The 21,917-nt window shown below is 68.4% G+C and carries 23 protein-coding genes; 20 read left to right on the top strand and 3 right to left on the bottom strand.

From position 1 onward, the window contains the following. The 7 genes from DQP58_RS19375 to fadD1 form a co-directional block, all read left to right on the top strand. Window positions 1–709 (top strand): acyl-CoA dehydrogenase family protein (locus tag DQP58_RS19375; protein WP_133259400.1); only part of this gene is annotated, 709 nt, incomplete at its 5' end. Then, window positions 706–1,206: a MaoC family dehydratase gene (locus DQP58_RS19380; protein ID WP_112709879.1), complete on the top strand. Its 501-nt coding sequence runs from the start codon at window positions 706–708 to the stop codon at window positions 1,204–1,206. The genes DQP58_RS19375 and DQP58_RS19380, both read left to right, overlap by 4 nt. Before the next feature lie 16 nt (window positions 1,207–1,222). After that, on the top strand, window positions 1,223–1,681 hold the full coding sequence (locus DQP58_RS19385; protein WP_112709861.1) for a MaoC/PaaZ C-terminal domain-containing protein: 459 nt from the start codon (window positions 1,223–1,225) through the stop codon (window positions 1,679–1,681). Beyond that, a complete protein-coding gene (locus tag DQP58_RS19390; protein ID WP_112709862.1) occupies window positions 1,678–2,880 on the top strand; it encodes a thiolase family protein in 1,203 nt (400 codons plus the stop codon). The genes DQP58_RS19385 and DQP58_RS19390 overlap by 4 nt, the downstream gene beginning before the upstream one ends. Before the next feature lie 2 nt (window positions 2,881–2,882). Beyond that, window positions 2,883–3,284 (top strand): Zn-ribbon domain-containing OB-fold protein, encoded by a 402-nt coding sequence (locus tag DQP58_RS19395; protein WP_112709863.1) that lies wholly within the window; start codon window positions 2,883–2,885, stop codon window positions 3,282–3,284. Between the two features lie 47 nt (window positions 3,285–3,331). Next, entirely contained in the window at window positions 3,332–4,927 is a 1,596-nt protein-coding gene (locus tag DQP58_RS19400; protein WP_112709880.1) for a flavin-containing monooxygenase, read from the top strand. Between the two features lie 24 nt (window positions 4,928–4,951). Next, window positions 4,952–6,571 carry a fatty-acid--CoA ligase FadD1 gene (gene fadD1, locus DQP58_RS19405; RefSeq protein ID WP_112709864.1) on the top strand — a complete coding sequence of 540 codons (1,620 nt, stop codon included), beginning with the start codon at window positions 4,952–4,954 and terminating at the stop codon, window positions 6,569–6,571. Window positions 6,572–6,579: 8 nt separating this feature from the next. Here the strand turns inward: fadD1 and DQP58_RS19410 are convergent, their stop codons facing one another. Next, window positions 6,580–7,452: a DMT family transporter gene (locus DQP58_RS19410; RefSeq protein ID WP_112709865.1), complete on the bottom strand. Its 873-nt coding sequence runs from the start codon at window positions 7,450–7,452 to the stop codon at window positions 6,580–6,582. Between the two features lie 209 nt (window positions 7,453–7,661). On the opposite strand from DQP58_RS19410, the gene DQP58_RS19415 reads away from it, so the two are divergent. The 5 genes from DQP58_RS19415 (at window position 7,662) to DQP58_RS19435 (ending at window position 12,888) form a co-directional block, all read left to right on the top strand. Continuing rightward, on the top strand, window positions 7,662–8,759 hold the full coding sequence (locus DQP58_RS19415) for a ferredoxin reductase (protein ID WP_112709866.1): 1,098 nt from the start codon (window positions 7,662–7,664) through the stop codon (window positions 8,757–8,759). Between the two features lie 28 nt (window positions 8,760–8,787). Continuing rightward, window positions 8,788–10,182: a fatty acid desaturase family protein gene (locus DQP58_RS19420; protein WP_112709867.1), complete on the top strand. Its 1,395-nt coding sequence runs from the start codon at window positions 8,788–8,790 to the stop codon at window positions 10,180–10,182. A 98-nt stretch (window positions 10,183–10,280) separates the two neighbouring features. Next, complete coding sequence (locus DQP58_RS19425) at window positions 10,281–11,003, top strand: SDR family NAD(P)-dependent oxidoreductase (protein WP_112709868.1); 723 nt, start codon at window positions 10,281–10,283, stop codon at window positions 11,001–11,003. 51 nt (window positions 11,004–11,054) lie between these two features. Then, on the top strand, window positions 11,055–12,419 hold the full coding sequence (locus DQP58_RS19430; RefSeq protein ID WP_112709869.1) for a molybdopterin-dependent oxidoreductase: 1,365 nt from the start codon (window positions 11,055–11,057) through the stop codon (window positions 12,417–12,419). After that, window positions 12,412–12,888, top strand: coding sequence for a hypothetical protein (locus DQP58_RS19435; RefSeq protein WP_112709870.1), 477 nt, complete (start codon window positions 12,412–12,414; stop codon window positions 12,886–12,888). The genes DQP58_RS19430 and DQP58_RS19435 overlap by 8 nt, the downstream gene beginning before the upstream one ends. On the opposite strand, the gene DQP58_RS19440 is transcribed toward DQP58_RS19435, so the two are convergent. Continuing rightward, complete coding sequence (locus DQP58_RS19440; RefSeq protein WP_112709871.1) at window positions 12,861–13,742, bottom strand: alpha/beta fold hydrolase; 882 nt, start codon at window positions 13,740–13,742, stop codon at window positions 12,861–12,863. The two genes, DQP58_RS19435 and DQP58_RS19440, sit on opposite strands and share 28 nt — an antisense overlap. Window positions 13,743–13,883: 141 nt before the next feature. Between DQP58_RS19440 and DQP58_RS19445 the strand changes: the two genes are divergently transcribed. The 8 genes from DQP58_RS19445 (at window position 13,884) to DQP58_RS19480 (ending at window position 21,606) form a co-directional block, all read left to right on the top strand. Continuing rightward, on the top strand, window positions 13,884–14,789 hold the full coding sequence (locus tag DQP58_RS19445) for a LysR family transcriptional regulator (RefSeq protein WP_112709872.1): 906 nt from the start codon (window positions 13,884–13,886) through the stop codon (window positions 14,787–14,789). Between the two features lie 206 nt (window positions 14,790–14,995). Then, window positions 14,996–15,295: a hypothetical protein gene (locus tag DQP58_RS19450; RefSeq protein ID WP_133259401.1), complete on the top strand. Its 300-nt coding sequence runs from the start codon at window positions 14,996–14,998 to the stop codon at window positions 15,293–15,295. Between the two features lie 36 nt (window positions 15,296–15,331). Next, window positions 15,332–16,954: a class I adenylate-forming enzyme family protein gene (locus DQP58_RS19455; protein ID WP_112709874.1), complete on the top strand. Its 1,623-nt coding sequence runs from the start codon at window positions 15,332–15,334 to the stop codon at window positions 16,952–16,954. Continuing rightward, window positions 16,941–17,714, top strand: a complete 774-nt coding sequence (locus DQP58_RS19460) for a class II aldolase/adducin family protein (protein WP_165827919.1) — start codon at window positions 16,941–16,943, stop codon at window positions 17,712–17,714. The genes DQP58_RS19455 and DQP58_RS19460 overlap by 14 nt, the downstream gene beginning before the upstream one ends. A gap of 109 nt (window positions 17,715–17,823) precedes the next feature. Then, window positions 17,824–19,092 (top strand): amidohydrolase family protein, encoded by a 1,269-nt coding sequence (locus DQP58_RS19465; protein WP_112709875.1) that lies wholly within the window; start codon window positions 17,824–17,826, stop codon window positions 19,090–19,092. Between the two features lie 160 nt (window positions 19,093–19,252). Further along, entirely contained in the window at window positions 19,253–20,248 is a 996-nt protein-coding gene (locus DQP58_RS19470) for an alpha/beta fold hydrolase (RefSeq protein ID WP_112709876.1), read from the top strand. Between the two features lie 69 nt (window positions 20,249–20,317). Next, a complete protein-coding gene (locus tag DQP58_RS19475; protein WP_112709877.1) occupies window positions 20,318–20,788 on the top strand; it encodes a GbsR/MarR family transcriptional regulator in 471 nt (156 codons plus the stop codon). Next, window positions 20,785–21,606: a class I SAM-dependent methyltransferase gene (locus DQP58_RS19480; RefSeq protein WP_112709878.1), complete on the top strand. Its 822-nt coding sequence runs from the start codon at window positions 20,785–20,787 to the stop codon at window positions 21,604–21,606. The genes DQP58_RS19475 and DQP58_RS19480 overlap by 4 nt, the downstream gene beginning before the upstream one ends. Before the next feature lie 4 nt (window positions 21,607–21,610). Here the strand turns inward: DQP58_RS19480 and DQP58_RS19485 are convergent. After that, on the bottom strand, window positions 21,611–21,917 hold a 307-nt coding region (locus tag DQP58_RS19485), incomplete at its 5' end, for a nitronate monooxygenase (protein ID WP_205869480.1).

Genomic DNA, 21,917 nt, shown 5'->3' on the forward strand with positions numbered 1-21,917 from the left:
GGTGCTGCGCGCCGCTCCCGACGCACACCGCTGGCGGCTCACCGGAACCGCGGACTACGTCCTTGATGCCGACGCCGCCGATGTTCTGGTGGTGTCCGCCGCGGCCGCCGAGCGCACGCTGGTCTTCGTCGTCGACGTCGGAGCCGGTGGTGTCGGCGTCGAACCGCTCGACATGGCCGGCGGCGTCCGCGCATTCGCCGTGCGCTTCGACGACGTGCGGGCCGACGCGGCGCTCGACGGGATCACCGCAGCATCGCTGCGCCGGCTGGCCAACACCGACGTGGCGCTGGGATCACTCGACCTGGTGGGCGTCGGACAGGCCGTGCTGGACCGCACCGTCGACTACACCAAGCTGCGCCACCAATTCGGCCGGCCCATCGCGTCGTTTCAGGCCGCCCAGCATCTCGTCGCCAACATGCACATCGCCCTGGCGGCCGCGCGATTGGCCGCGCACGCGGCGGTGTTCTGGCTGGGGCGCGGACGCGTCGCGAGCCGTGAGACGGCCATCGCGCGCATGCACGCGGCCACCGCGGCGCGGCTGATCACCCTGGACGCCCACCAATTGCACGGCGGCATGGGCTATGTCACCGAGACCGACCTGCATCTGTTCAGCGAGCGGGCCCGGCTGGGTTCGACATTCGGCGGCGGGGCCGACGTCGCCGCGGGCTGGCTGCAGCGCAGCATGGACGACGAAGGGGAGTGCGGTTGAGCGAGGACAGTTTGATCGATGCGGAATCGGCGGCGCGGGTGGGCACCGTCGCGGCGTCGGCGACCGGTGAGGTGCACCGGCGCGACTGGCAGCGGTGGGCGGCGGCGGTCGGTGACCACAACCCGCTGTACTTCGACCCGGACTACGCCCGGGCCAACGGATATCGAGACGTCATCTGCCCTCCGTTGTTCCTGCAGTACGCCATCCTCGGCGTCTCGCCGCTGCAGTCGCTGCGTCCCGACGGCTCGTCCGGCGTGGTCTCCGGCAGCCTGGCGTTCCCGCGTGCCCCCAAGCGGATGGCCGGCGGCGAGAGCTTCACGTTCCACCTGCCCGCCTATCACCGCGATGAGATCGAAATGGTGCGCACCATCTCCTCGATCGTCGAAAAACAGGGCCGCTCCGGCAGATTCGTCCTCGTCACCTGGCACACGGTGTACCGCAACCAGGAGCGCGACCTGCTGGCCGAAGCGTCGACCTCGATGATCGCCCGCCCCTAGAAAGGCCCCGTGCGCCATGACCGATCAGCAGCCGTTCTGCCAACCATATTTCGAGGACATCGCCGTGGGCGAACACCTTCCCGCGCTAACCGTCACCGTCGACGAAACGCAGATGTTCTTCTTTTCCGCCGCCACCTACAACGGCCACCGCATTCACTACGACAAGGACTGGGCGCGCGACACCGAAGGCTACGACAACGTCCTGGTGCACGGCCCGCTGCAGGCGGCGCTGCTGGCCCGCGCCCTCGGCGACTGGATCGGCGGACGCGGCCGGCTGGTGTCCTTTTCGGTGCAGAACCGGGCGATCGCGTATCCCGGCGAATCGCTGAGCTTCGGCGGCGAGGTTACCGGTAAACGGCTGAGCGACAACGGGACCGGGCTGGTCGATCTCGTCATCGCCGGGCGCCGCGACGACACGATCCTGATGCCGGGCCTGGCCACGGTCGAGTTGCCGATCCGGAGAACCGAGCCGTGACCGGGCTGCGCGGTGAGGCCGCCATCGTCGGCATCGCGGAGTTGCCGGCACAGCGCCGCCCCACCCGGGCGCCGCTGTTCACCCTGGACCAGTACGCGGTGCTGGCCAAGCTGGCGATCGAGGACGCCGGGGTGGATCCCGGCCATGTCAACGGCCTGCTGACCCACGGCATCGCCGAGTCGGCCATGTTCGCGCCGGCCACGCTGTGCGAATACCTGGGCCTCGCACTGGATTTCGGCGAGCGAGTCGATCTGGGCGGGGCGACGTCCGCCGGGATGATCTGGCGCGCCGCGGCGGCCGTCGAACTCGGCATCTGCGACGCGGTGCTGGCCGTGGTGCCCGGGTCGGCGGCGGTGCCGCGGTCCGAGCGGCGACCCGCGCCCGACCCGAATTGGTATGGGGCGTCGTCGAACAACTACGGCTCGCCGCAGGCCGAGTTCGAGATCCCCTACGGCAACGTGGGCCAGAACGCGCCGTACGCGCAGATCGCTCAGCGCTACGCGGCCGAATTCGGCTACGACCCCGCCGCGGTCGCCAAGATCGCCGTCGACCAGCGCACCAACGCGTGCGCGCACCCCGGTGCGGTTTTTCACGGCACCCCGATCACGGTCGGCGACGTGCTGGACAGCCCGATGATTGCCGACCCCATTCACCTGCTGGAGACGGTGATGCGGGTGCACGGGGGAGTGGGCGTGCTGATCGCCAACGCCGACCTCGCCCGCCGCGGCCGCCACCGCCCGGTGTGGATCAAGGGCTTCGGCGAACACATCGCCTTCAAGACCCCGACATACGCCGACGACCTGCTGTCCACCCCGATCGCGCGCGCCGCCGACCGGGCCTTCGCGATGGCCGGGCTGGACCGACCCGACGTCGACATCGCGTCGATCTACGACTGCTACACCATCACGGTGCTGATGAGCCTCGAGGACGCCGGATTCTGCGCGAAAGGTCAAGGCATGTCGTGGGTCACCGAGCACGACCTGACCTACCGCGGCGACTTCCCGCTCAACACCGCCGGCGGCCAGCTGTCCTTCGGGCAGGCCGGCATGGCCGGCGGCATGCACCACGTGGTCGACGGCGTGCGCCAGATCATGGGCCGGGCCGGCGACGCGCAGGTACCCGACTGCCACACCGCGTTCGTCACCGGCAACGGCGGCATCATGAGCGAACAGGTCGCGCTGCTTTTGCGAGGGGACTGAAAATGAGTCGTCCCATCCCCGAGCCCACCCCCGTCTCGCGGCCCTTCTGGGACGGCCTGGCCCAGCACCGGATCCTGGTGCAGTACTCGCCGTCGGCACGGCGCTACGTGTTCTATCCGCGCACCCTGGCCCCCGGAACCCTGGCCGACGACCTGGAGTGGCGTGAAATCGACGGTGCCGCAACGCTGTACACGTTCACGGTCGCCCGCCGGCCCACCGGCCCGCCATGGGCCGACGCGCTGCCGCAGCTGCTCGCGGTGGTGCGGTGGGATGCCGGACCGAAGTTCAGCACCGAGTTGGTCGACGTCGACCCGGGCGACATCCGCATCGGGATGCGGGTCCAGCCGGTGTTCTACGATCTGCCTGAAGAGGGCATCACCCTCCTGAAGTACCGGCCTGCATGACCTCGACGGTGAGGTCGGAGGTGCACATGGACGACCCGCGCGGTCTCGTGACCGAAGTCAGCGACGTCATCGTCATCGGCGCCGGGTTCGCCGGGCTCTACGCCGTGCACCGGGTCGCCTCCTCGGGCCTGTCGGTCACCGCCATCGAGGCCGCCCCCGACGTGGGCGGCACCTGGTACTGGAACCGCTATCCGGGTGCGCGCTGCGACGTCGAAAGTGTGGACTACTCCTACTCATTCGACGAAGAACTGCAGCGAAGCTGGCTGTGGAGCGAACGCTTCGCCGCCCAGCCTGAGATCCTGGCCTACCTGCGCCACGTCGCCGACCGCTTCGATCTGCGCCGCCACTACCGATTCGGGGTCGACGTCACCGGTGCCACCTTCGACGGGGGTCGCTGGCACGTCGATACCGCGACCGGCGAAAGCTACGCCGCACAGTTCCTGGTATGCGCGACCGGCTGCCTGTCGGCGCTGAATCGTCCCGACATCCCCGGCGCCGAGGACTTTTCGGGACAGGTGTATTTCACGGCCGCGTGGCCGCGCGAAGACCCCGAGCTGCGCGGCAAGCGGGTGGGCCTGATCGGCACCGGATCGTCCGGCATCCAGGTGGCCCCGATCATCGCCGCCAGCGCCGAAAACCTGGTGGTATTCCAGCGATCCGCGAACTACACCATCCCGATGCCCAACCGGCCGTGGTCGGCCGAGGAGCAGCGAGAAATCCAGGAGCGGTATCCCGAGCGCCGCCGGGCCTCGGCCTACGCTGCGGCGGGCACCCCGCACGGCACCTACCACAAGAACGCCCTCGACACCGAACCGCACGAGCGCAACGAAGCGCTGTGGCAGCGTTGGCGCGAAGGGGGCGTGCTGTTCGCCAAGACCTTCCCCGACCAGACCAGAGACTCAGCCGCCAACGACATCGCGAGGACGTTCGCCGAACAGCGGATCCGCGAGATCGTCCACGATCCCGCCGTCGCAACCGATCTCATCCCGGTCGATCACCCGATCGGAACAAAACGCATCTGCACCGACGACGGCTACTACGCCACCTTCAACCGCGACAACGTTCGGCTGGTGAACCTGCGCCGCGAACCCATCGAGGCGATCACCGCCGAGGGCGTGCGCACCAGCGCGACGACCTACCCGTGCGACGTGCTGATCTTCGCGACCGGCTTCGACGCCATGACCGGCGCGCTGACCCGAATCGATCCGAAAGGCCCTGGGGGACAACGACTGCGCGACATCTGGGCCGACGGCCCGGTCACCTTCCTCGGCCTGATGGTGCCCGGTTTGCCCAACCTGTTCACCATCAGCGGGCCGGGCAGCCCCTCGGTGCTGGCCAACATGGTGCTGCACGCCGAGGTCCAGGTCGACTGGGTGGTCGACCTGGTGCGGGCCGCGCGGCGCCTCGGCGTGGCCGAGGTCGTGCCACGCCACGACGCGGCGATCGCCTGGACCGAACACGTGGCCCAAGCGGCCGAGCGCACGCTGTTCCCCAGGGCGGCCTCGTCGTGGTACCTGGGCGCCAACATCGAGGGCAAGAAGCGGGTCTTCATGCCCTACATCGGCGGTTTCGGCACCTATCGGCGGCACTGCGACGAGGTGGCCCAGAACAACTACGCGGGGTTGGTGTTCACCACCCGATGACGACGTCGATGAGGAAGTGAACCGGTGGTCGAGACGGTCCAACAGCTACTGCGGCAACGTCGCCACGACGACAGCCCGGCGCTGGTTCACGGCGAGCGGACCTGGACCTGGCGCGAGCACCTCGGCGAAGCCGAGGCGGAGGCCGCCGCGCTGATCGCGCTCGCCGACACCGCACGGCCGCTGCATGTCGGCGCCGTACTGGGCAATTCGCCGGCCATGCTGCGCGCCATGGCCGCGGCCGCGCTGGGTGGCTACGTGTTGTGCGGGATCAACACCACGCGCCGCGGGCCGGGATTGCTGGCCGACATCCGGCGCTCCGACTGCCAGATACTGCTCGCCGACCCGGAGCACCTGGCACTCCTGAACGGGTTGGACCTCAACGGCATTCAGGTGATCGATGTGGCCGGCGGCCGCTACGCCGACGCCGTCGCTTCCGCGCCACCGCTGGTTGCGCATCGCGAGGTGACCGCCGCCGACACCCTGATGATGATCTTCACGTCGGGCACCAGCGGTGACCCCAAGGTGGTGCGGTTCGCCCACGGCATGGCGATCATGTGCGGTGCCAGCCTGATCTTTCAGTACGACGTCACCGCCGACGACGTCTGCTACCTGTCGATGCCGCTGTTTCACTCCAACGGTGTCGCCGCCGGCTGGGCGGTCGCCATCGGCAGCGGGGCCACCATGGTGCCGGCGCGGTTTTCGCCGTCCCGCTTCCTCGACGACGTCCGTCGCTATCGCGTGACCTACCTGAACTATGTCGGCAAGCCGCTGGCGCTGATCCTGTCCACGCCCGAGCGCCCCGACGATGCCGACAACACCCTGCGGGTGGCCTTCGGCAACGAGGCCACCGACCGCGACATCGCCGAATTCGCAAGGCGTTTCGGGTGCCGGGTCGTCGACAGCTTCGGTTCGAGTGAATTCGCGGTGATCGTGGTGCGCGAAGACGGCACCCCACCCGGCTCCATCGGCAAGCCGTACCCGGGGGTGAGCATCTACAACTCGACGACACTGCGGGAATGCGAGCCCGCGAAGTTCGACGCGCACGGGGCGCTGACCAATTTCGACGAGGCCGTCGGTGAACTCGTCAACACCGAGGGGGCGGGTCCCTTCGCCGGCTACTACAACGATCCGGGCGCCACCGCGGAGCGGATGCGACACGGGATGTACTGGTCGGGCGACCTGGCCTATCGCGACGACGAAGGCTGGATCTACCTGGCCGGGCGCACCGCGGACTGGATGCGGGTGGACGGGGAGAACCTGGCCGCCGGGCCGGTCGAGCGAATTCTGGCGCGGCTGCCCGAGGTCAGCCAGGTCGCCGTCTACGCCGTTGCCGACGACCGGGTCGGCGACCAGGTGATGGCCGCCCTGGTGCTGCGGCCCGGTGCCCAGCTCAGCCCCGAGGGCTTCGCGAAATTCCTTGCCGCGCAGCCGGATCTGTCACCGAAGGCATGGCCGCGCCACGTGCGGATCAACGATCAGCTGCCCGCAACCGCGACCAACAAGATCCTCAAGCGGGCGCTGATCGCCGCGGGTGTCACCGCACAGGACGGGTCGTTGTGGACGCGCCCCGCACGCGGCACCAGTTATGCGCCGGTGAGCGAAAACGCCGTCGGCCGTGCGGCCCCCAGCGTCTCAGGGGCATGAACCGGGCCTCAGCCCGCTTCCTCGACGGGGTCGGGCTGGGGTGCCTCCCCGAACCGTGCCAGCACCAGCGTTGCGGACACTGCGACGGCGAAACCCGCGATCACCAGCCAGCCCAACCCGGCGCGCGCGGTGTCGCCCAACCACACCACCCCGACGAACGCCGGCGCCAGCGTTTCGCCGACCACCATCCCGGCGACGGCCGTGGTCACCGATCCGCGGTGCAGCGCGGAGGTGAGCAACAGGAAACCCGCGGCCCCGCCGGCGGCCGCCGCGTACAGCGCCGGATTGGTGTAGAAAGCCCATTTGGTGGGATCGATCGCCTCGATCAGCCGCACACCCACCTCGACGACGCCGAAGCCGCTTCCGGCGGCCAACCCCAGCGCGAGGGCTCGCGCGCGGTCGGGCAATCGCCCGGCCGCCGCGCCGCCGATGAAGATCGCGGCCACCACCCCCAACAGCGCCCACCCGAGCCCGGCCGGGGCATGCCGGAAGTGGCCCGGCCCGGCGGCCAGGGCGAGGGCGACCAGGCTGACGCAGACCACCCCGACCGCCGTCCATTCCGCCGACGACAGCCGCGCCGACAACACCCAGGCGGCCACCACGCCGGTGACCGCGATCGAGGCGGCCAGCGCCGCCGCGACGACATAGATCGGCACCAAGCGCAGTGCCGCGACTTGAAGCGCAAACCCGGCGACGTCGAGCCCGACCCCGGCCAGATAGCGCCATTGCCGCGCGGCGCGCAACAGCAGGACGGCGTCGACACCCGAGCCGCTGCCCGCTTCCACGGAGCGGGTTCCGGCCGCCTGCAGCACGGTCGCCGTCCCATAACAGAGCGAGCAGCCCAGCGCGAGGAGGAAGCCGATCAGCACACCCACCGACATTAGGCGCTGCACGGCTGAACAAACGTTTGGGTGTGGCGCACCTGGGGCACCTCAGAGGTACCTGATGCAACAGCACTAACTCGAGTACACCGCAGCCAGTGAACGGCTACGTCTGAGTTGTGCCCGCGTTTGGCACATGTTTAACCATGTGCGACAACAGAATTCAATTTGATGTTTGGCGTCGGTGTACAACTGTGTACTCTGGGGACATGGCTGAACGCGGCGCCCAGCCCAACGTCCCGTGGGGGCGGCGGATGTTCCTGCGCGCGGTGCGACGGTTGTTCAGCCCGTTGCAGCCCGACGACTACCTCGAGATGATCAACCCGCTGTGGACCACCAAGGAGCTGCGCGGGAAGGTCGAAGGGATCGAGGCGCAGGGCTCGGACGCGGCCAGCGTCCTGATCCGCCCCGGATACGAATGGCCCGGCCACAAGCCCGGTCAGTACGTGCGGCTCGGAGTGGTGATCGACGGCGTCTACCACTGGCGCGCGTACTCGCTGACCTCGGATCCCAGGCCGGAAGACGGCCTGATCAGCGTGACGCCGAAGCGGGTCGACGGCGGCGCCGTGTCGCCGTATCTCGTGCACAAGATTCAACCGGGCGACCTGGTGCGGCTGGGCGAAATCGAAGGCGTGTTCACGCTGCCCGAGCCGCTGCCGGACAAGATGCTGTTCATCAGCGCGGGCAGCGGCATCACGCCGATCATCAGCATGCTGCGCGACCTCGACCATCGCGACGAAATGCGCGACGTGCTGGTCATTCATTCCGCGCGAACCCGCGAGCAGGCCATGTTCCTACCCGCGCTGGAAGAACTCGAGAAACGCCACGAGGGGATGCGGCTGGATCTGCGCCTCACCTCCGAACAGGGCCGATTCACGCCCGGCGACCTGGACGAAGCGTGCCCGGACTGGCGTGAGCGCGAGGCGTTCTGCTCGGGTCCGGGGGAAATGCTCGACGCTCTGATCGAACACTGGGAAGAGCACGGCGACTGCGACCGCCTGCACTTCGAGCGGTTCCAGCCGAAGATCGGCGGCGACGCCAACGCCGGCGAGGGTGGCGTCGTCTGCTTCCTCGACAGCGACAAGGAAGTCGAATGTGACGGCGGCACATCGATTCTCGAGGCCGGAGAGAAGGCCGGTCTCAACCTTGCCTATGGCTGTCGCATCGGAATTTGCCATACCTGCGTCGGGACGCTGAAGTCGGGCAAGTTGCGTGACCTGCGCTCGGGTGACGTGAGCGAACCGACCGGACAGGACGTCCGAATCTGCATCAATACCGCCGAGGGCGACGTCGAACTCGAACTCTGATCGAAAGGAGCGGCTCGTGACAACTGCCGTGAAGAATGCCGCTGACAATCCGCTCGGCCGCTTGAGCGAACAAGAACTGGAAAAGCTTGCCAAGGAATTCGACGCGATTCACGACGAAGTGTTCGCCGACCTCGGCGACCGCGACCGCCGCTACATCAAGAACGTCATCTCGGCGCAACGACAGATCGTGGTGGCCGGCCGCATCTTGTTGCTGGCATCCCGGTCGAAGACCGCGTGGCTGCTGGGCACCGCGTGCCTGTCCATGGCCAAGATCCTCGAGAACATGGAGATCGGCCACAACGTGATGCACGGCCAGTGGGATTGGATGAACGATCCCGACATCCACTCCTCGGTGTGGGACTGGGACACGGCGTCGACGGCGGAGTCGTGGAAGCACTCGCACAATTACATCCATCACACCTTCACGAACATCCTGGGCAAGGACAAGGATCTCGGCTACGAGATCATGCGGATCGACCCCAACCAGAAATGGGCGCCGCGGTATCTGGGCCAGCCGATCTACAACCTGCTCCTCACGCTGCTGTTCGAGTGGGGCGTGGCGGTCCACGACATGGACATCGATGCCATCCGCAAGCGCGAGAAGCCGTGGTCGGAGGTGCGCAAGGACCTTAAAGGCATCGGGGTCAAAGCCCGCGCGCAGGTCGTCAAGGACTACCTCGGCTGGCCGTTGATCAGCGCCGGGGCGTTCGGGCTCACCCAGTTGGCGTTGGGCGGCCGGCTCGAACAGCCGTCGCAGTCCCGCATCGCCAGGAGGCTTCGGCGGGTGTCCACGGGCGGCCGCGTCGGCGCCGCCGCGAGCTTCCTCGACAAAGTCGCACCGGGCGTCGAAAGCACCTACCTGCGCACCCTGGCCGCCGACGCGCTGGCCAACGTCATCCGCAACGTGTGGGCGCACGCCATCATCTTCTGCGGCCACTTCCCGGACCAGACCTACACCTTCACGCCGGAAGAGGTCGAGGACGAGACGCGCGGCGGCTGGTATGTGCGTCAGCTGCTCGGCGCCGCGAACATCGACGGCAGCCCGCTGTTCCACATCATCAGCGGCAACCTCGGCTATCAGGTCGAGCACCACCTCTACCCGGACATGCCGAGCAGCCGATACTCGGAGATCGCGCCGCAGGTCAAAGAGATCTGCGAACGCTACGAGCTGCCCTACAACTCCGGCCGCTTCTCGAAGCAGTGGGCGATGGTGCACCGCAGCATCTTCCGGTTGGCGTTCCCGGGCGGAAAGCCCCGGCCGAAGCCCGGTCCGTATCACGGCAACGTGCATCGGCCCGATCCCGAGCGGCAAAGCGAGGGCACCCGATCGCGCGACCGGGTGCCCGCCGAGCATCCCTCCGCCGGTCCCGAACACGAATCCAGTGGCGTCGAGGTGCAGCCGCCGCCGCGGGGCAAGGACTGACACCGCGGTACATCTCATCGCGATGTGTGATCGATGGCATCGGTGATCCCAATGGCCGGGGAGGACCCGATGTACCGATCGCCAGTTTGAATGGGGTCATGGAACTCCGATCACAGATCGCGCTGGTCACTGGGGGCACTTCCGGCATCGGCCTCGAATCGGCCCGGCTGCTGGCCGGCGAGGGGGCCGAGGTGGTGATCTCGGGACGCGACGCCGAGCGCGGCGCACAGGCGGTGGCCGAGATCGAGGGCAAGGTCCGGTTCCTCCGCGCCGATGTCGGTGACATGGACTCGGTCGCCGAGCTGGTGAGCGAGGCCGGACCGGTCGACGTACTCGTCAACAACGCGGGCGCGTTTCCGGTGGCACCCACCGTCGAGCAAGACCTCGGCCCGTTGGAGGCCATGTTCGACACCAACGTGCGGGGCGCCTATTTCCTGGTCGCTCGACTCGTCCCGGGCATGATCGCCCGGAACCGCGGCAGCATCGTCAACATCACGTCCCTGGCGGCCGACAAAGGGATGCCGGGGGCATCGGTTTACGGCGCGACGAAGGCGGCGCTGGCGTCGCTGACCCGCACCTGGGCCGCCGAATTCGGTCCGCACGGTGTCCGGGTGAACAGCGTTTCACCGGGCCCCACGCGCACCGCGGGCGTCCTGGCCGAGTGGGGGGAGTCCATCGAGGACATCGCCACCACGCTTCCGCTGCGCCGCACCGCGCGCCCGGCAGAGGTCGCCCAAGCAGTGCTCTTCCTGGCGTCGCCGCGGGCAAGCTACGTCACCGGGTCGACACTGTACGTCGACGGCGGCGGGGCTGCCGCCTGAACGGGCACCGAAACTGAACCATAGTGCTCGACTTGTCGTGGATCATCTTCGATGATGCGGCGCATCCACGGTTACGGCACCGAAGGCACCGAGCCGACCGATTCCGGCGGCTACGGATTTCCCGCGCGGCTGTGGCGCTGGCTGTGCGATCACCCGCCCCCAGGTGCCCAGCGGGCACAACGGTGGCACAGCCCGCTGCGCGGGCCCTGGCTGACATCGGTCTTCGGTTCGGTGCTGTTGGTGACGCTGCCGGTCGTCATCATCACCGGCCTGCTGTCGTACATCGCCTATGGGCCCCGGTTCGGCCAGGCCATCCCCGGCGACGTCGGGTGGCTGAAACTGCCGACGTTCGATTGGCCCACCCGCCCTTCATGGCTGTATCGGCTGACCCAAGGCCTGCACGTCGGGCTGGGCCTGATCGTGATCCCGGTGGTGCTGGCCAAACTGTGGTCGGTGATACCCAGGCTGTTCGTGTGGCCGCCCGCCCGGTCCATAGCCCAACTGCTGGAACGGGTTTCGCTGCTGATGCTGGTCGGGGGCATCCTGTTCGAAATCGTCACCGGCGTGCTGAACATCCAGTACGACTACATCTTCGGGTTCAGCTTCTACACCGCGCACTATTTCGGCGCGTGGGTGTTCATCACCGGATTCGCCGTGCATATCGCGATCAAGTTGCCGAAAATGTGGTCCGGCCTGCGCTCGATCTCACCGCGTGACGTCCTGCGCACCGGACGTGCCGGCACCAGAGCCCAGGCGTGGGAGCCGGACGGGTTGGTCGCCCCGCAACCGCGCCCCGCGACCATGAGCCGCCGGGGCGCTCTCGCGCTGGTGGGCGGCGGCGCGCTGTTCATGGCGGTCATCACGGCGGGCCAGACGCTGGGCGGCTATGCCCGGCCGGCGGCGCTGCTGCTGCCGCGGGGCCGCGCTCGCGGGACCGGACCCAACGGTTTCCAGGTCAACCGGACCGCGGTGGCGGCCGGGATCTCCGCCCGAACCACCGGCGCGAGCTGGCGGCTGACCCTGACTGGCGGCCCGCGTCCGGTGGCACTGGACCGCGCCGCGCTGCTGGCCATGTCGCAGCACACCGCGGTGTTGCCGATCGCCTGTGTGGAGGGTTGGTCGACCACCCAAGCCTGGACCGGCGTGCGGCTGGCGGATCTGGCCCGACTGGCCGGAGTGCCCGCGCCGGAATCGGCGCACGTGGCGTCGCTGGAGCGCTCGGGCGCGTTCGGCCGAGCGACGCTGCAAGGAAGCCAGGTACTGCACCCCGATGCGCTGCTGGCGTTGCGCGTCAACGGCACCGACTTGTCACCGGATCACGGCTTCCCGGCGCGCATCATCGTGCCGGCGCTGCCCGGGGTGCACAACACCAAATGGGTGGAGTCCATCGCCTTTCAGGGAGCGGCGAATGCCTGACTTACGAACGGCTTTCGCCAAGGGCTATGGGGCCCATCCCTTGCATCTGCTGATCCTGCTCGCCGGGTTCGCGCTCATGGGATACGTGGTGGCCACCGTCGACCCGGTCGCGCTGTGGAACCCACAGGCGTGGTGGCAGTCGATCCTCGTGTGGTTCGCCGCGGCCATCGTCGTCCACGACCTGGTGCTGTTCCCGGTCTACGCGCTTCTCGACGGGCTGCTGTCGCGGGCCGTCGTCCGGCCGGAACCGCCCCGGGTGCCGGTGGTCAACCACATCCGGGTGCCCGCGCTGGGAGCCGGTCTGACGCTGGTGGTGTTCCTACCCGGAATCATCAAGCAGGGCGCCACCACCTATTCGGCCGCGACGGGCCAGACTCAGGACCCCTACCTTGGGCGCTGGTTGCTGTTGACCGGGGCGATGTTCGGGGTCAGCGCCGCGATCTACGCCGTCCGCGTCGTCAGGCGATGAACCGCCGCGGCGATCTCCGCGGGATGGTCCTCCTGAAGAAAGTGCTTGGCCGGCAACAGAATCGGGTCTAGAACACCGGCGGCCCGCTGGGCCTGGACGCCGTAGCGCCGCCACGGCAGCATCGTGTCGCGAACCCCCCAGATGATCTGCACGGGGTACCGCCTCGGCCGGACGGCGTCGAGATAGCGCCGCTGTTTGGCGGCGGTGAGTTCGAAGCCGCGCATGATCTTCAAGAACGCTCGGCCGCCGTCGTCGCCGAACAACAGCGGCGGCCAGCAGGCGAGTTCGGCGGTCGGGACGTGCCGACTCACCCCGACGAGTCGCATGATCGCCGCGAAGGCACCGGGCACGTGCATCGAGGCCAACCAGGCTTCCCCGATGCCGCGATGCGCGAAAGGTTCCATGGGCCAGGGCCGATGGAACGACTGCACTTCGATGATGGTGTTCAGCAGCGTCAACGACAGCACCCGCTCGGGCACGGCGTGAGCCACCTCGAAACCGACGGGGCCGCCGATGTCATGCACCACGAGATGGAACCGGTCCAGTCGCAGCGCGTCGATCGCGCGGAGCAGCCACCGGCCGAGCCCGGTCCAGGAGTAGTCCGCGTCGTCGGGTCGGTCGGCGAACCCGAGCCCGGGCAGATCGACCGCGATCCCGCGTAACCCCCGAGCGCCGAGTTCCGGCACCACCCTGCGATAGAGGTAGGCCGAAGCGGGAACGCCATGCACACACACGACCGGCGGGGCGTCGTGCGGCCCCGCCTCGAGCACGAACGACGAGACGCCGTCGGCGCTGAAGGTGCGCCCCGACGACCGATACCCCGCGAGCAACCGGGCGACGTGCGCGGCGGTCATCTGGCCGGCTCCTTGTCGGGCATCCCTCAATACAACCCGATGGCCGGCCACCGAGGTCACCATCGCCCATGCCGATCCGCGATGGCCACCATCGGGCGGCGTAATGGAACGAGGCGGACCGTCGCCGTGTTGGAGTAGTGCATGGAGATCGGGGACTTGCGAACCTTCGTCGCCGTGGTCGAGGAAGGGGGCCTGTCCGCGGCAGCGCGTCGCCTGCACATCAGCCAGCCATCGCTGTCACAGACGATCCAGGCCCTTGAGAAGGAGCTCGACGTGAAGCTGTTGACCCGCAGCAGCTCCGGCGTCGCGCCCACACCGGCGGGGATGACCCTGCTGGGCGAGGCGCGGGCGGTGATCGCGCGCTACGACCACGCGATCAGCGCCATGGCGAAGCATTCGGCGCAGGTGGGGCGGTCGTTGAGGGTCGGCGTTCCCTTGGAGTTGCCCGCGCAGCCGCTCTCGGGGGCGCTCGCGTCGCTTGCGGCGGCGTTTCCGCTGACGGTAGTGGAGGTTCGTCATCTATCGACCGCCCAGCAGACCGACGCGTTGTCGGCGGGCGAGCTGGACGTGGGATTGGTGCGGGAACGCCCGATCGTTGGGCATCTCGACGTCTCGATCGTCACCGAGGAGCCACTTGGCGTACTGCTTGCGGCCGAGCAGGCCGATGCGATGGAAACGGCCGACGGGCAGGTGCGCCTGGACCGGTTGGCGGGTCTGCAGTGGCTTGGGTTTCCCCGCGCGGGCAGCCCGGCCTGGTACGACGAGCTGACGGCCGTACTACGCAGCCACGGTATTGAACCGGGACCCACGGCGTCGTACGACCAGGACCTGTTGCCCGAGGTGAAGCTGGCCGCGGTCAGCGCTGGAGGAATTTTCGCGCTGGCTCCCGCCGGGCGGTTGGAACCGCTGCCGGACTCGGTGCGCTGGCTGGCCCTCACCGGACGCCCGCTGGTGCGCCGGACCTGGGTGGCCTGGCCCGCCGCGTCGCGCCGGCGCGATCTGGCGCACCTCGTCGCAGCTTTGGAAGACGACGCACTGCTCAGTTAGACAAGGTCTCCGCGTCTTACAGCCGCTGCGCAAGCGCCGATGTGATGCCGCGACAATCCTTGTGCCGCATGGCGTCCGGTCCAGCGCCCCAACCGCCACCGGGCTCGAGGGGTGTAGCGCGAAAGCCTTGAAGGGTCCTGGGAGTGTGCTCGCAGGTCGGCCGCGTGACCCGCGCGTCCACCGGCCGGCAACTACTGTGGTGCCCCGTGGAGACCCCGAACGCCTTGACACGGGCCGCGCAGTGCGGCTGCGTGACCGCGCTCGTCGTCGCGGTGGGTCTCTCGTCCGGCGGCGCGCCGGTCGCCAACGCCTCGTCGTCGGTCGTGACGCCCGCGCCGCCGGCTCCGGGCGGTGCCCTGCCGGTGCATCCCGCCGGGGGAGGCGGCGGCTGCATCATCGGCCTCAATTGCGGGTGCGCTCGCAACGTCACCTGCCCCTCCTCACACCCGCACCGCCCGAGCGCCGACAAGAACCAGCACGCCGCGCCCGCCCCGCCGAATCCCTAGCGCCGAACCCGCGGGTGGCTTTCCTATCATTTGGTGATGAGCGCCGGTGGGCTGAAACCCGTGGGCTCGCCGGCGTTCACCGACGAGGACTCGGCCCGCTTTCATGCCGCCGGCTGGTGGAGCGCGTCGACGCTCTCGGATGCGGTACGGCGAAACGCCGAACGCACACCGGAGCACCACGCCTACGTCGACCATGGCGGGCCGTTATTCACCTGGCGCGAATTCGACACTGCCGCAACCAGTTTGGCCGAGACGCTGGCCGGAATCGGCGTGGTCCGCGACGACCGGGTGGCGGTCTGGCACGGCGACTGTGCCGCCGTCCACGCGCTGTTCGTCGCGATCGAACGATGCGGGGCGGTGGTCGTCGGCATCGGTGCGCGGGCCGGCACCCGGGAGGCGACGGCGATTCTGCGCACCGCCGGGCCGAAGATCCTCGTCAGCGATCCGCCCCGCGCCGGGGCGGCCGCGGAAGTGGCGAGCGAACTGCGGGTGCCCCGGCTGGTGTTGGGCAGCGAAGGCGGGACGCTTCGCCTCGACGTCGACGCCGAACCCAGGGCGCTGGGCCGAGACGCCCAACTCGGTCCCGACGACGTCTTCCTGATCAACTCGACGTCCGGCACTACCGGGCTGCCCAAGTGCGTCGTGCATACCCAGAATCGTTGGCACTACTTCCACCAGAAAGCCGTCGCCAATGGGCGACTGACGCCCGACGAGGTGTTCCTGCCCGTCATCCCCACCCCGTTCGGATTCGGGCTGTGGACCAGCCACACCACCCCGATCCACCTCGGGGCCACCGCGGTGGTACTGGAGCGGTTCACCACCGCGGCCACCTGCGAGGCGATAGCCCGGCACAAGGTAACGGTGTTGTGTTGCGTCAGTACCCAATTGACGATGCTGATGGCCGATCCGGCCAGCCGCGGCTACGACCTCAGTTCGCTGCGTGTGGTGTACACCGGCGGGGAGGCGTTGCCGTATCGGCCCGCGGCCGAGTTCGAGGAACTCACCGGCGCCAAAATCCTGCAGTTCTACGGTTCCAATGAAACCGGGATGCTCAGCGCGACAACCCTCGACGATTCGCGCGAGCACCGGCTGCGCACCGCGGGCCGGCTCATCCCCGAAATGTCGGTCCGGCTGTTCGACGGGGACCGCGACGTCACCGCCACACGGCGCGGCCAGCCCGCCTGCCGGGGACCGGCGACGAGTTTGGGGTACCTCGGCGGCACCGACCACGACAAGCTGTTCACCCGCGACGGGTGGATGCGCATGGGGGACATCTGCGAGATCGACGCCGACGGTTACCTGCGGGTCACCGGGCGTACCTCCGATTTCATCGTGCGCGGCGGCAAGAACATCAGCGCGAGCCAGGTCGAAGACGCCGTCATGACCCATCCCGCCATCGCGATAGCGGCCGCGGTCGCCATGCCCGACCCGGTGTTCGGTGAAAAGGTCTGCCTGTACGCCGAACTCACCGACTCCGCGTCCGTCGACCTGCCCGGGCTCGTCGAACACCTGCTGGCGCTGGGGGTTTCCAAGGAACTGCTGCCCGAACGCCTGATCGTTCTGGATGAACTGCCCCGATCATCCGGCGGAAAGATAGCCAAAGGCCGGCTGCGCGAGGATATTGGAGCCAGAATGGAGGCCGGTCATGAACGCTCCTGACGCGCGGCGTGGCGGATTGGAAGTCTGGGCGCCGTCGGTGGTGCCGCCCATCGGCGTCGACCTGTCCAGCGAGCAGGCGCTGGCCGTCGCCTTCCGCCACCTGGCCGGCATCGAGTTCTCCGAGAACATGGCCGGGCACATCACCTGGCAGCTCGACGGCCAAACGGAGATGTTCGTCAATCCGTGGGGGCTGTGGTGGCAGGAGATCACCGCGTCCGACATCTGCGTGGTCGGCGCCGACGCGCGCGTGATCCGCGGACGATGGGACGTCACCCCCGCCATCCACATCCACACCGAGCTGCACCGGGTGCGCGACGACGCCCGCGTGGTGATCCACAACCACCCGTACCACGCGTGCGTGCTCGCCGCGCTGGGCAGACTGCCCGAACTGGTGCACCAGACGGGGGCGCTGTTCCTCGACGACCTGTGCCTGGTAGACACCTACGACGGCGAAATCGACAGCCCCGTGCGCGCCGCGGAACTCGCGGCCCGGATCGGCGGCGCCAACCTGACCATCCTGGCCAATCACGGCGTCATCGCGACCGGCCGCAAGCTGCCCGAAGCCGTCTACCGCGCGGCATCCATCGAACGGGTCTGCAAGCTGGCCTACGACGTCATGCTCACCGGCAAGGATCCGGTGGCCATGAGCTGGTCGGACATGGCGGGCATGCAGCGCTCGCTGATCGAACGGGCGGCCGATGTCTACTGGGCCGGGGCCGCGCGCATGACCATCAGGGCCGACCCGGGTGTGCTCGCGTGACCGTCGAGTGTGCACTCACGGCGGCGACACGCCGACACACGCCGCCCCACCGCACGCTGAACACCGTCAGTTCACACTCAACAACGCCGCGCCGCAAGGGGATTGACGCGTGAAATCGATCGACGAGCTGGCCACCGACCTGAACTTCACCACGGCCAAAACCGGCGCCCAGCGCTCGGTCACCTTCCTGCCGGACCCGCCGCGGGCGCCCCGGCGTTACACGGTGATCTCGGTGGACGATCACATCGTCGAACCCCCGGACACCTTCACCGGCCGGCTGCCCCGCAAGTTCGCCGACCGTGCGCCGAAAGTCGTCGAGACCGACGGCGGCGGACAGACGTGGGTCTATGACGGCAAGGAACTGCCCAACGTCGGCTTCAATGCGGTGGTCGGCCGGCCGGTGGCGGAGTACGGTTTCGAGCCGGTGCGGTTCGACGAGATGCGCAGGGGCGCCTGGGATATCCACGCCCGCATCAAGGACATGGACCTCAACGGCATCTACGCCTCGCTGAACTTCCCGTCGTTTCTGCCGGGTTTCGCCGGGCAGCGGCTGCAGCAGGTGACCGGCGACCGCGACCTGGCGCTGGCCGCGGTGCGGGCTTGGAACGACTGGCATTTCGACGTCTGGGCGGGGTCGTATCCGGACCGGATCATTCCCTGCCAACTGCCGTGGCTGCTCGATCCCGAGCTCGGCGCGAAGATGATCCGCGAGAACGCCGAGCGCGGCTTTCACGCCGTGACGTTCAGCGAGAACCCGGCGATGCTGGGGCTGCCCAGCATCCACACCGACCACTGGGATCCGCTGATGGCGGCCTGCGCCGAGACCGGCACCGTGGTGAATCTGCATATCGGGTCGTCGGGGTCGTCACCGTCCACCACCGCCGATGCGCCGCCGGACGTGCAGGGCGTGCTGTTCTTCGCCTACGCCATCTCCGCGGCCGTCGACTGGTTGTACTCCGGGCTGCCCAGCCGGTTCCCCGACCTCAAGATCTGCCTGTCCGAGGGCGGCATCGGCTGGGTGGCGGGGCTGCTCGACCGCCTCGACCACATGCTCAGCTATCACGCCATGTACGGCACCTGGCAGGCGCTCGGCGAGACCCTGACCCCCGCGGAGGTGCTGACCCGCAACTTCTGGTTCTGTGCGGTCGAGGACAAGTCCTCGTTCGTGCAGCGCGACCGGATCGGCGTCGACAACATCATGCTGGAGGCCGATTACCCGCATTGCGACTCGACCTGGCCGCACACCCAGCAGACCATTCACGAACAAATCGGTGATCTTCCACCTGAGGTCATCCGAAAGTTCAGCTGGGAGAACGCCTCTCGGGTGTACCGGCACCCGGTGCCGGCCGCGGTGCAACGGGATCCCGAAGCGTTCTGACCGGTCCGCGTGCCGTCCGAGCACAATGCGCAAAAGCCGAAAATCGCCCGTTGCGTGGGTATTGCGCACAAGCGAGCCATCGCCCGTATCGCTTTCGTAACTTCGATCGTAACGAGGTGCCGGGACCCTAATCGGCATCGCCACCGGTCAGGAGTTCGCCGTGTTCCTTGAGCCAGAACTGATTACGGGATCGAACGCGTATCGCTCGACGAATGTGACGCCGCCACCGCGGCTGGACGCCAAACGCGACGGTTATGTCGAGCGCACGGTCACGACGAGTGACGGTGTGCGCCTTGCCATCCGCGACTACGGCTCCGCCGGGACGCGTGAGCACACCGTGGTGCTGCTGCACGGTCTGTGCCTGACCCAGTCGAGTTGGGCACCGCAGATCCGCCATCTGCTGCGCCGGTGGGGCAACCGCGTGCGGATCGTCACCTATGACCACCGCGGTCACGGCGAATCCACCGGCGCCGACATGCGCACCTATCGCATCGACCGACTGGCCGATGACCTCGCCGAGGTCCTCGCCGCACTGCGCGTCGCGGGACCCCTCACACTTGCGGGTCACTCGATGGGCGGCATGACCGCGCTGGCCTACGTCGGCCGGCCCGCCGCCGATCGTCCGGTCGAGCCGCAGGGCCTGGTTCTGATCGCCACGGCGGCGGGCCGGCTCGCCGAGCGGGGCCTGGGCCGGCTGCTCAACACCCGCGCCACCGACGTGCTGTTCGAACTCGTCCACCACGTTCCTCACCGCGCCATGGACCGGGCGATCGCCGGGCTGGTTCGTCCCGTGTGTGACGGGCTCACCAAGTATTCGGGTCCGGATTGGCGTGGCGCGGCCGCGCTGGCGGCGTCGGCCATCCGCACCACGCCCCTGAGCACCGCGGCGGGCTTCCTGCCCAGCCTGAAGCGTTACGACGAGTACCGCGCGCTGGCCACCATCGGCGCCAACACCGTGGTCGTCAGTGGCGGAGCCGACCGGACCACCCCGGCCTCGCACGCGCGCGACATGGCGGCGGCCATCCCGGGCGCCACGCACGTGCACCACCCCACCGCCGGGCACATGTTGCTCGAGGAGCGGCCGCGGTGTGTCAGCGACGCGATCGACAGCGTGCTGGGCATGCGGGCCGTCGCGGCCCAGGGGGCGGCCGGTTGACCTCGCGCTGGCCGACCCGACTCCGTATAAGCTACGTTTAGTATGTACTGAACGTAGTTGGGAGTTTTGATGGCGCCGGATGAGGCCGAGTTCGTCGACCGCCTCGGGCTCTTCTTCGAACTACTCGGCGCCACCCGGACCATGGGCCGGGTGTACGGGTGGCTGTTGATCTGCGATCCGCCGCAGCAGTCGTTGACCGAGCTGACCGAGGCGTTATCGGTGAGCAAGGCGTCGATCAGCACCGTCGCCCGCCAACTGCTGGATGGCGGCATGGTGGAGCGGTTGCCCAGCCCCAACCGTCAGCACGTCTACCGCGTCAGGCCGGGCGGCTTCACCAGCGTCCTGGCGACTCAGCTGTCGCTGATGCGGTTGGGCATCGAACCCGCCGAGTACGCGCTGTCGATGCTGGGCGAGGACCGCGCCGAACAGCGGCAGCGCGTCGAGGATTTCCGCGATTTCTGTGAGTTCTGCACCCAGGCCTACGGCGAGCAACTCATGCGCATGTGGACCGAATATCGGGCGAAAAGGAAACAACCATGACCGCGACGGACAAAGTCGACTTCAGTTCCGTGTCCTGGGGTTCGGTGGAGTGGACGAATCTCGTCACGCTCTACCTGCGTGCCCACGAAAGCCGTTCGGAGCGGCCGATTCTGGGGGACAAGGCAGCCGCCGAAGCCGTGGACCGCATCGACTACGACTTCACGAGAATCCATCGGATGTCGTGGCCGGCGGCCAATCAGTATCTCGTCGCGCTGCGGGCCAAGCAGCTCGACAACTGGTGCGCCGGCTTCCTGGTCCGCCATCCGGACGCGGTTGTCGTGCACCTGGGCTGTGGCCTGGACGGGCGCGCGTTTCGCCTCGGTGTGCCGCCGTCGGTGACCTGGTTCGACGTCGATCAGCCGAGCGTGATCGGGCTGCGCAGAAGGCTTTACGACGACACCGAGGGTTACCGGATGATCGGCTCGTCGGTGACCGAACTACAGTGGCTCGATCAGGTGCCGACGGGCCGTCCGACGCTTATCGTTGCCGAGGGCCTGCTGATGTACCTGTCCGAGGAGGACGTCCGGCGGCTACTGCAGCGGCTGATCGAGCGATTCGCCGGCGGCGAAATGCATTTCGACACGCTGTCGGCCCTGGCGCCGCTGATGTCGAGGATCTTCACCCGGGGAATCATCAAATGGGGCATCCGCGACGCACGCGAGATTGCGACGTGGAATCCGCGGTTGCGGTTCCTCGAGCAGATCCCCGTGCTGGCCGACTACCAGCGAATCCCCTCGGCCGCGGTGCGGTTGATCTACCGGGTGACGTGGCTGACCGCCGGCCGCCACTACGACGTGCTCAACCGTTTCGAGTACTGATCGGTTACAGGTCGGAGGCCAGTCGGCGCAAAATGTCGGCGGCCGGCTCCGCGGTCGCGTGCCGGTATCCGGTGCCCGCCCAGAGGTGGACGTAGTCCGGCTTGCCCGCGGCTGCGGCGGCCTTGCGCAGCGGGCTGGTCAGGTAATGGATGGCGGGGTAGCCGGGTGGCGCCTCGGCTTCGTGGGCCTCGATGAACGCGTTGCGCAGGCCGCGGGCGGGCCGGCCGGTGAACGCCCGGGTCAGCACCGTCTCGGTGTAGGCGGGATCAACCAGGGCCGCTTGATGAGTGGCCGAGGCGCCGCTCTCGGTA

This window comes from Mycobacterium colombiense, from assembly GCF_003284975.1.
In the GTDB taxonomy this organism is placed as follows: Bacteria; Actinomycetota; Actinomycetes; order Mycobacteriales; family Mycobacteriaceae; genus Mycobacterium; species Mycobacterium europaeum_A.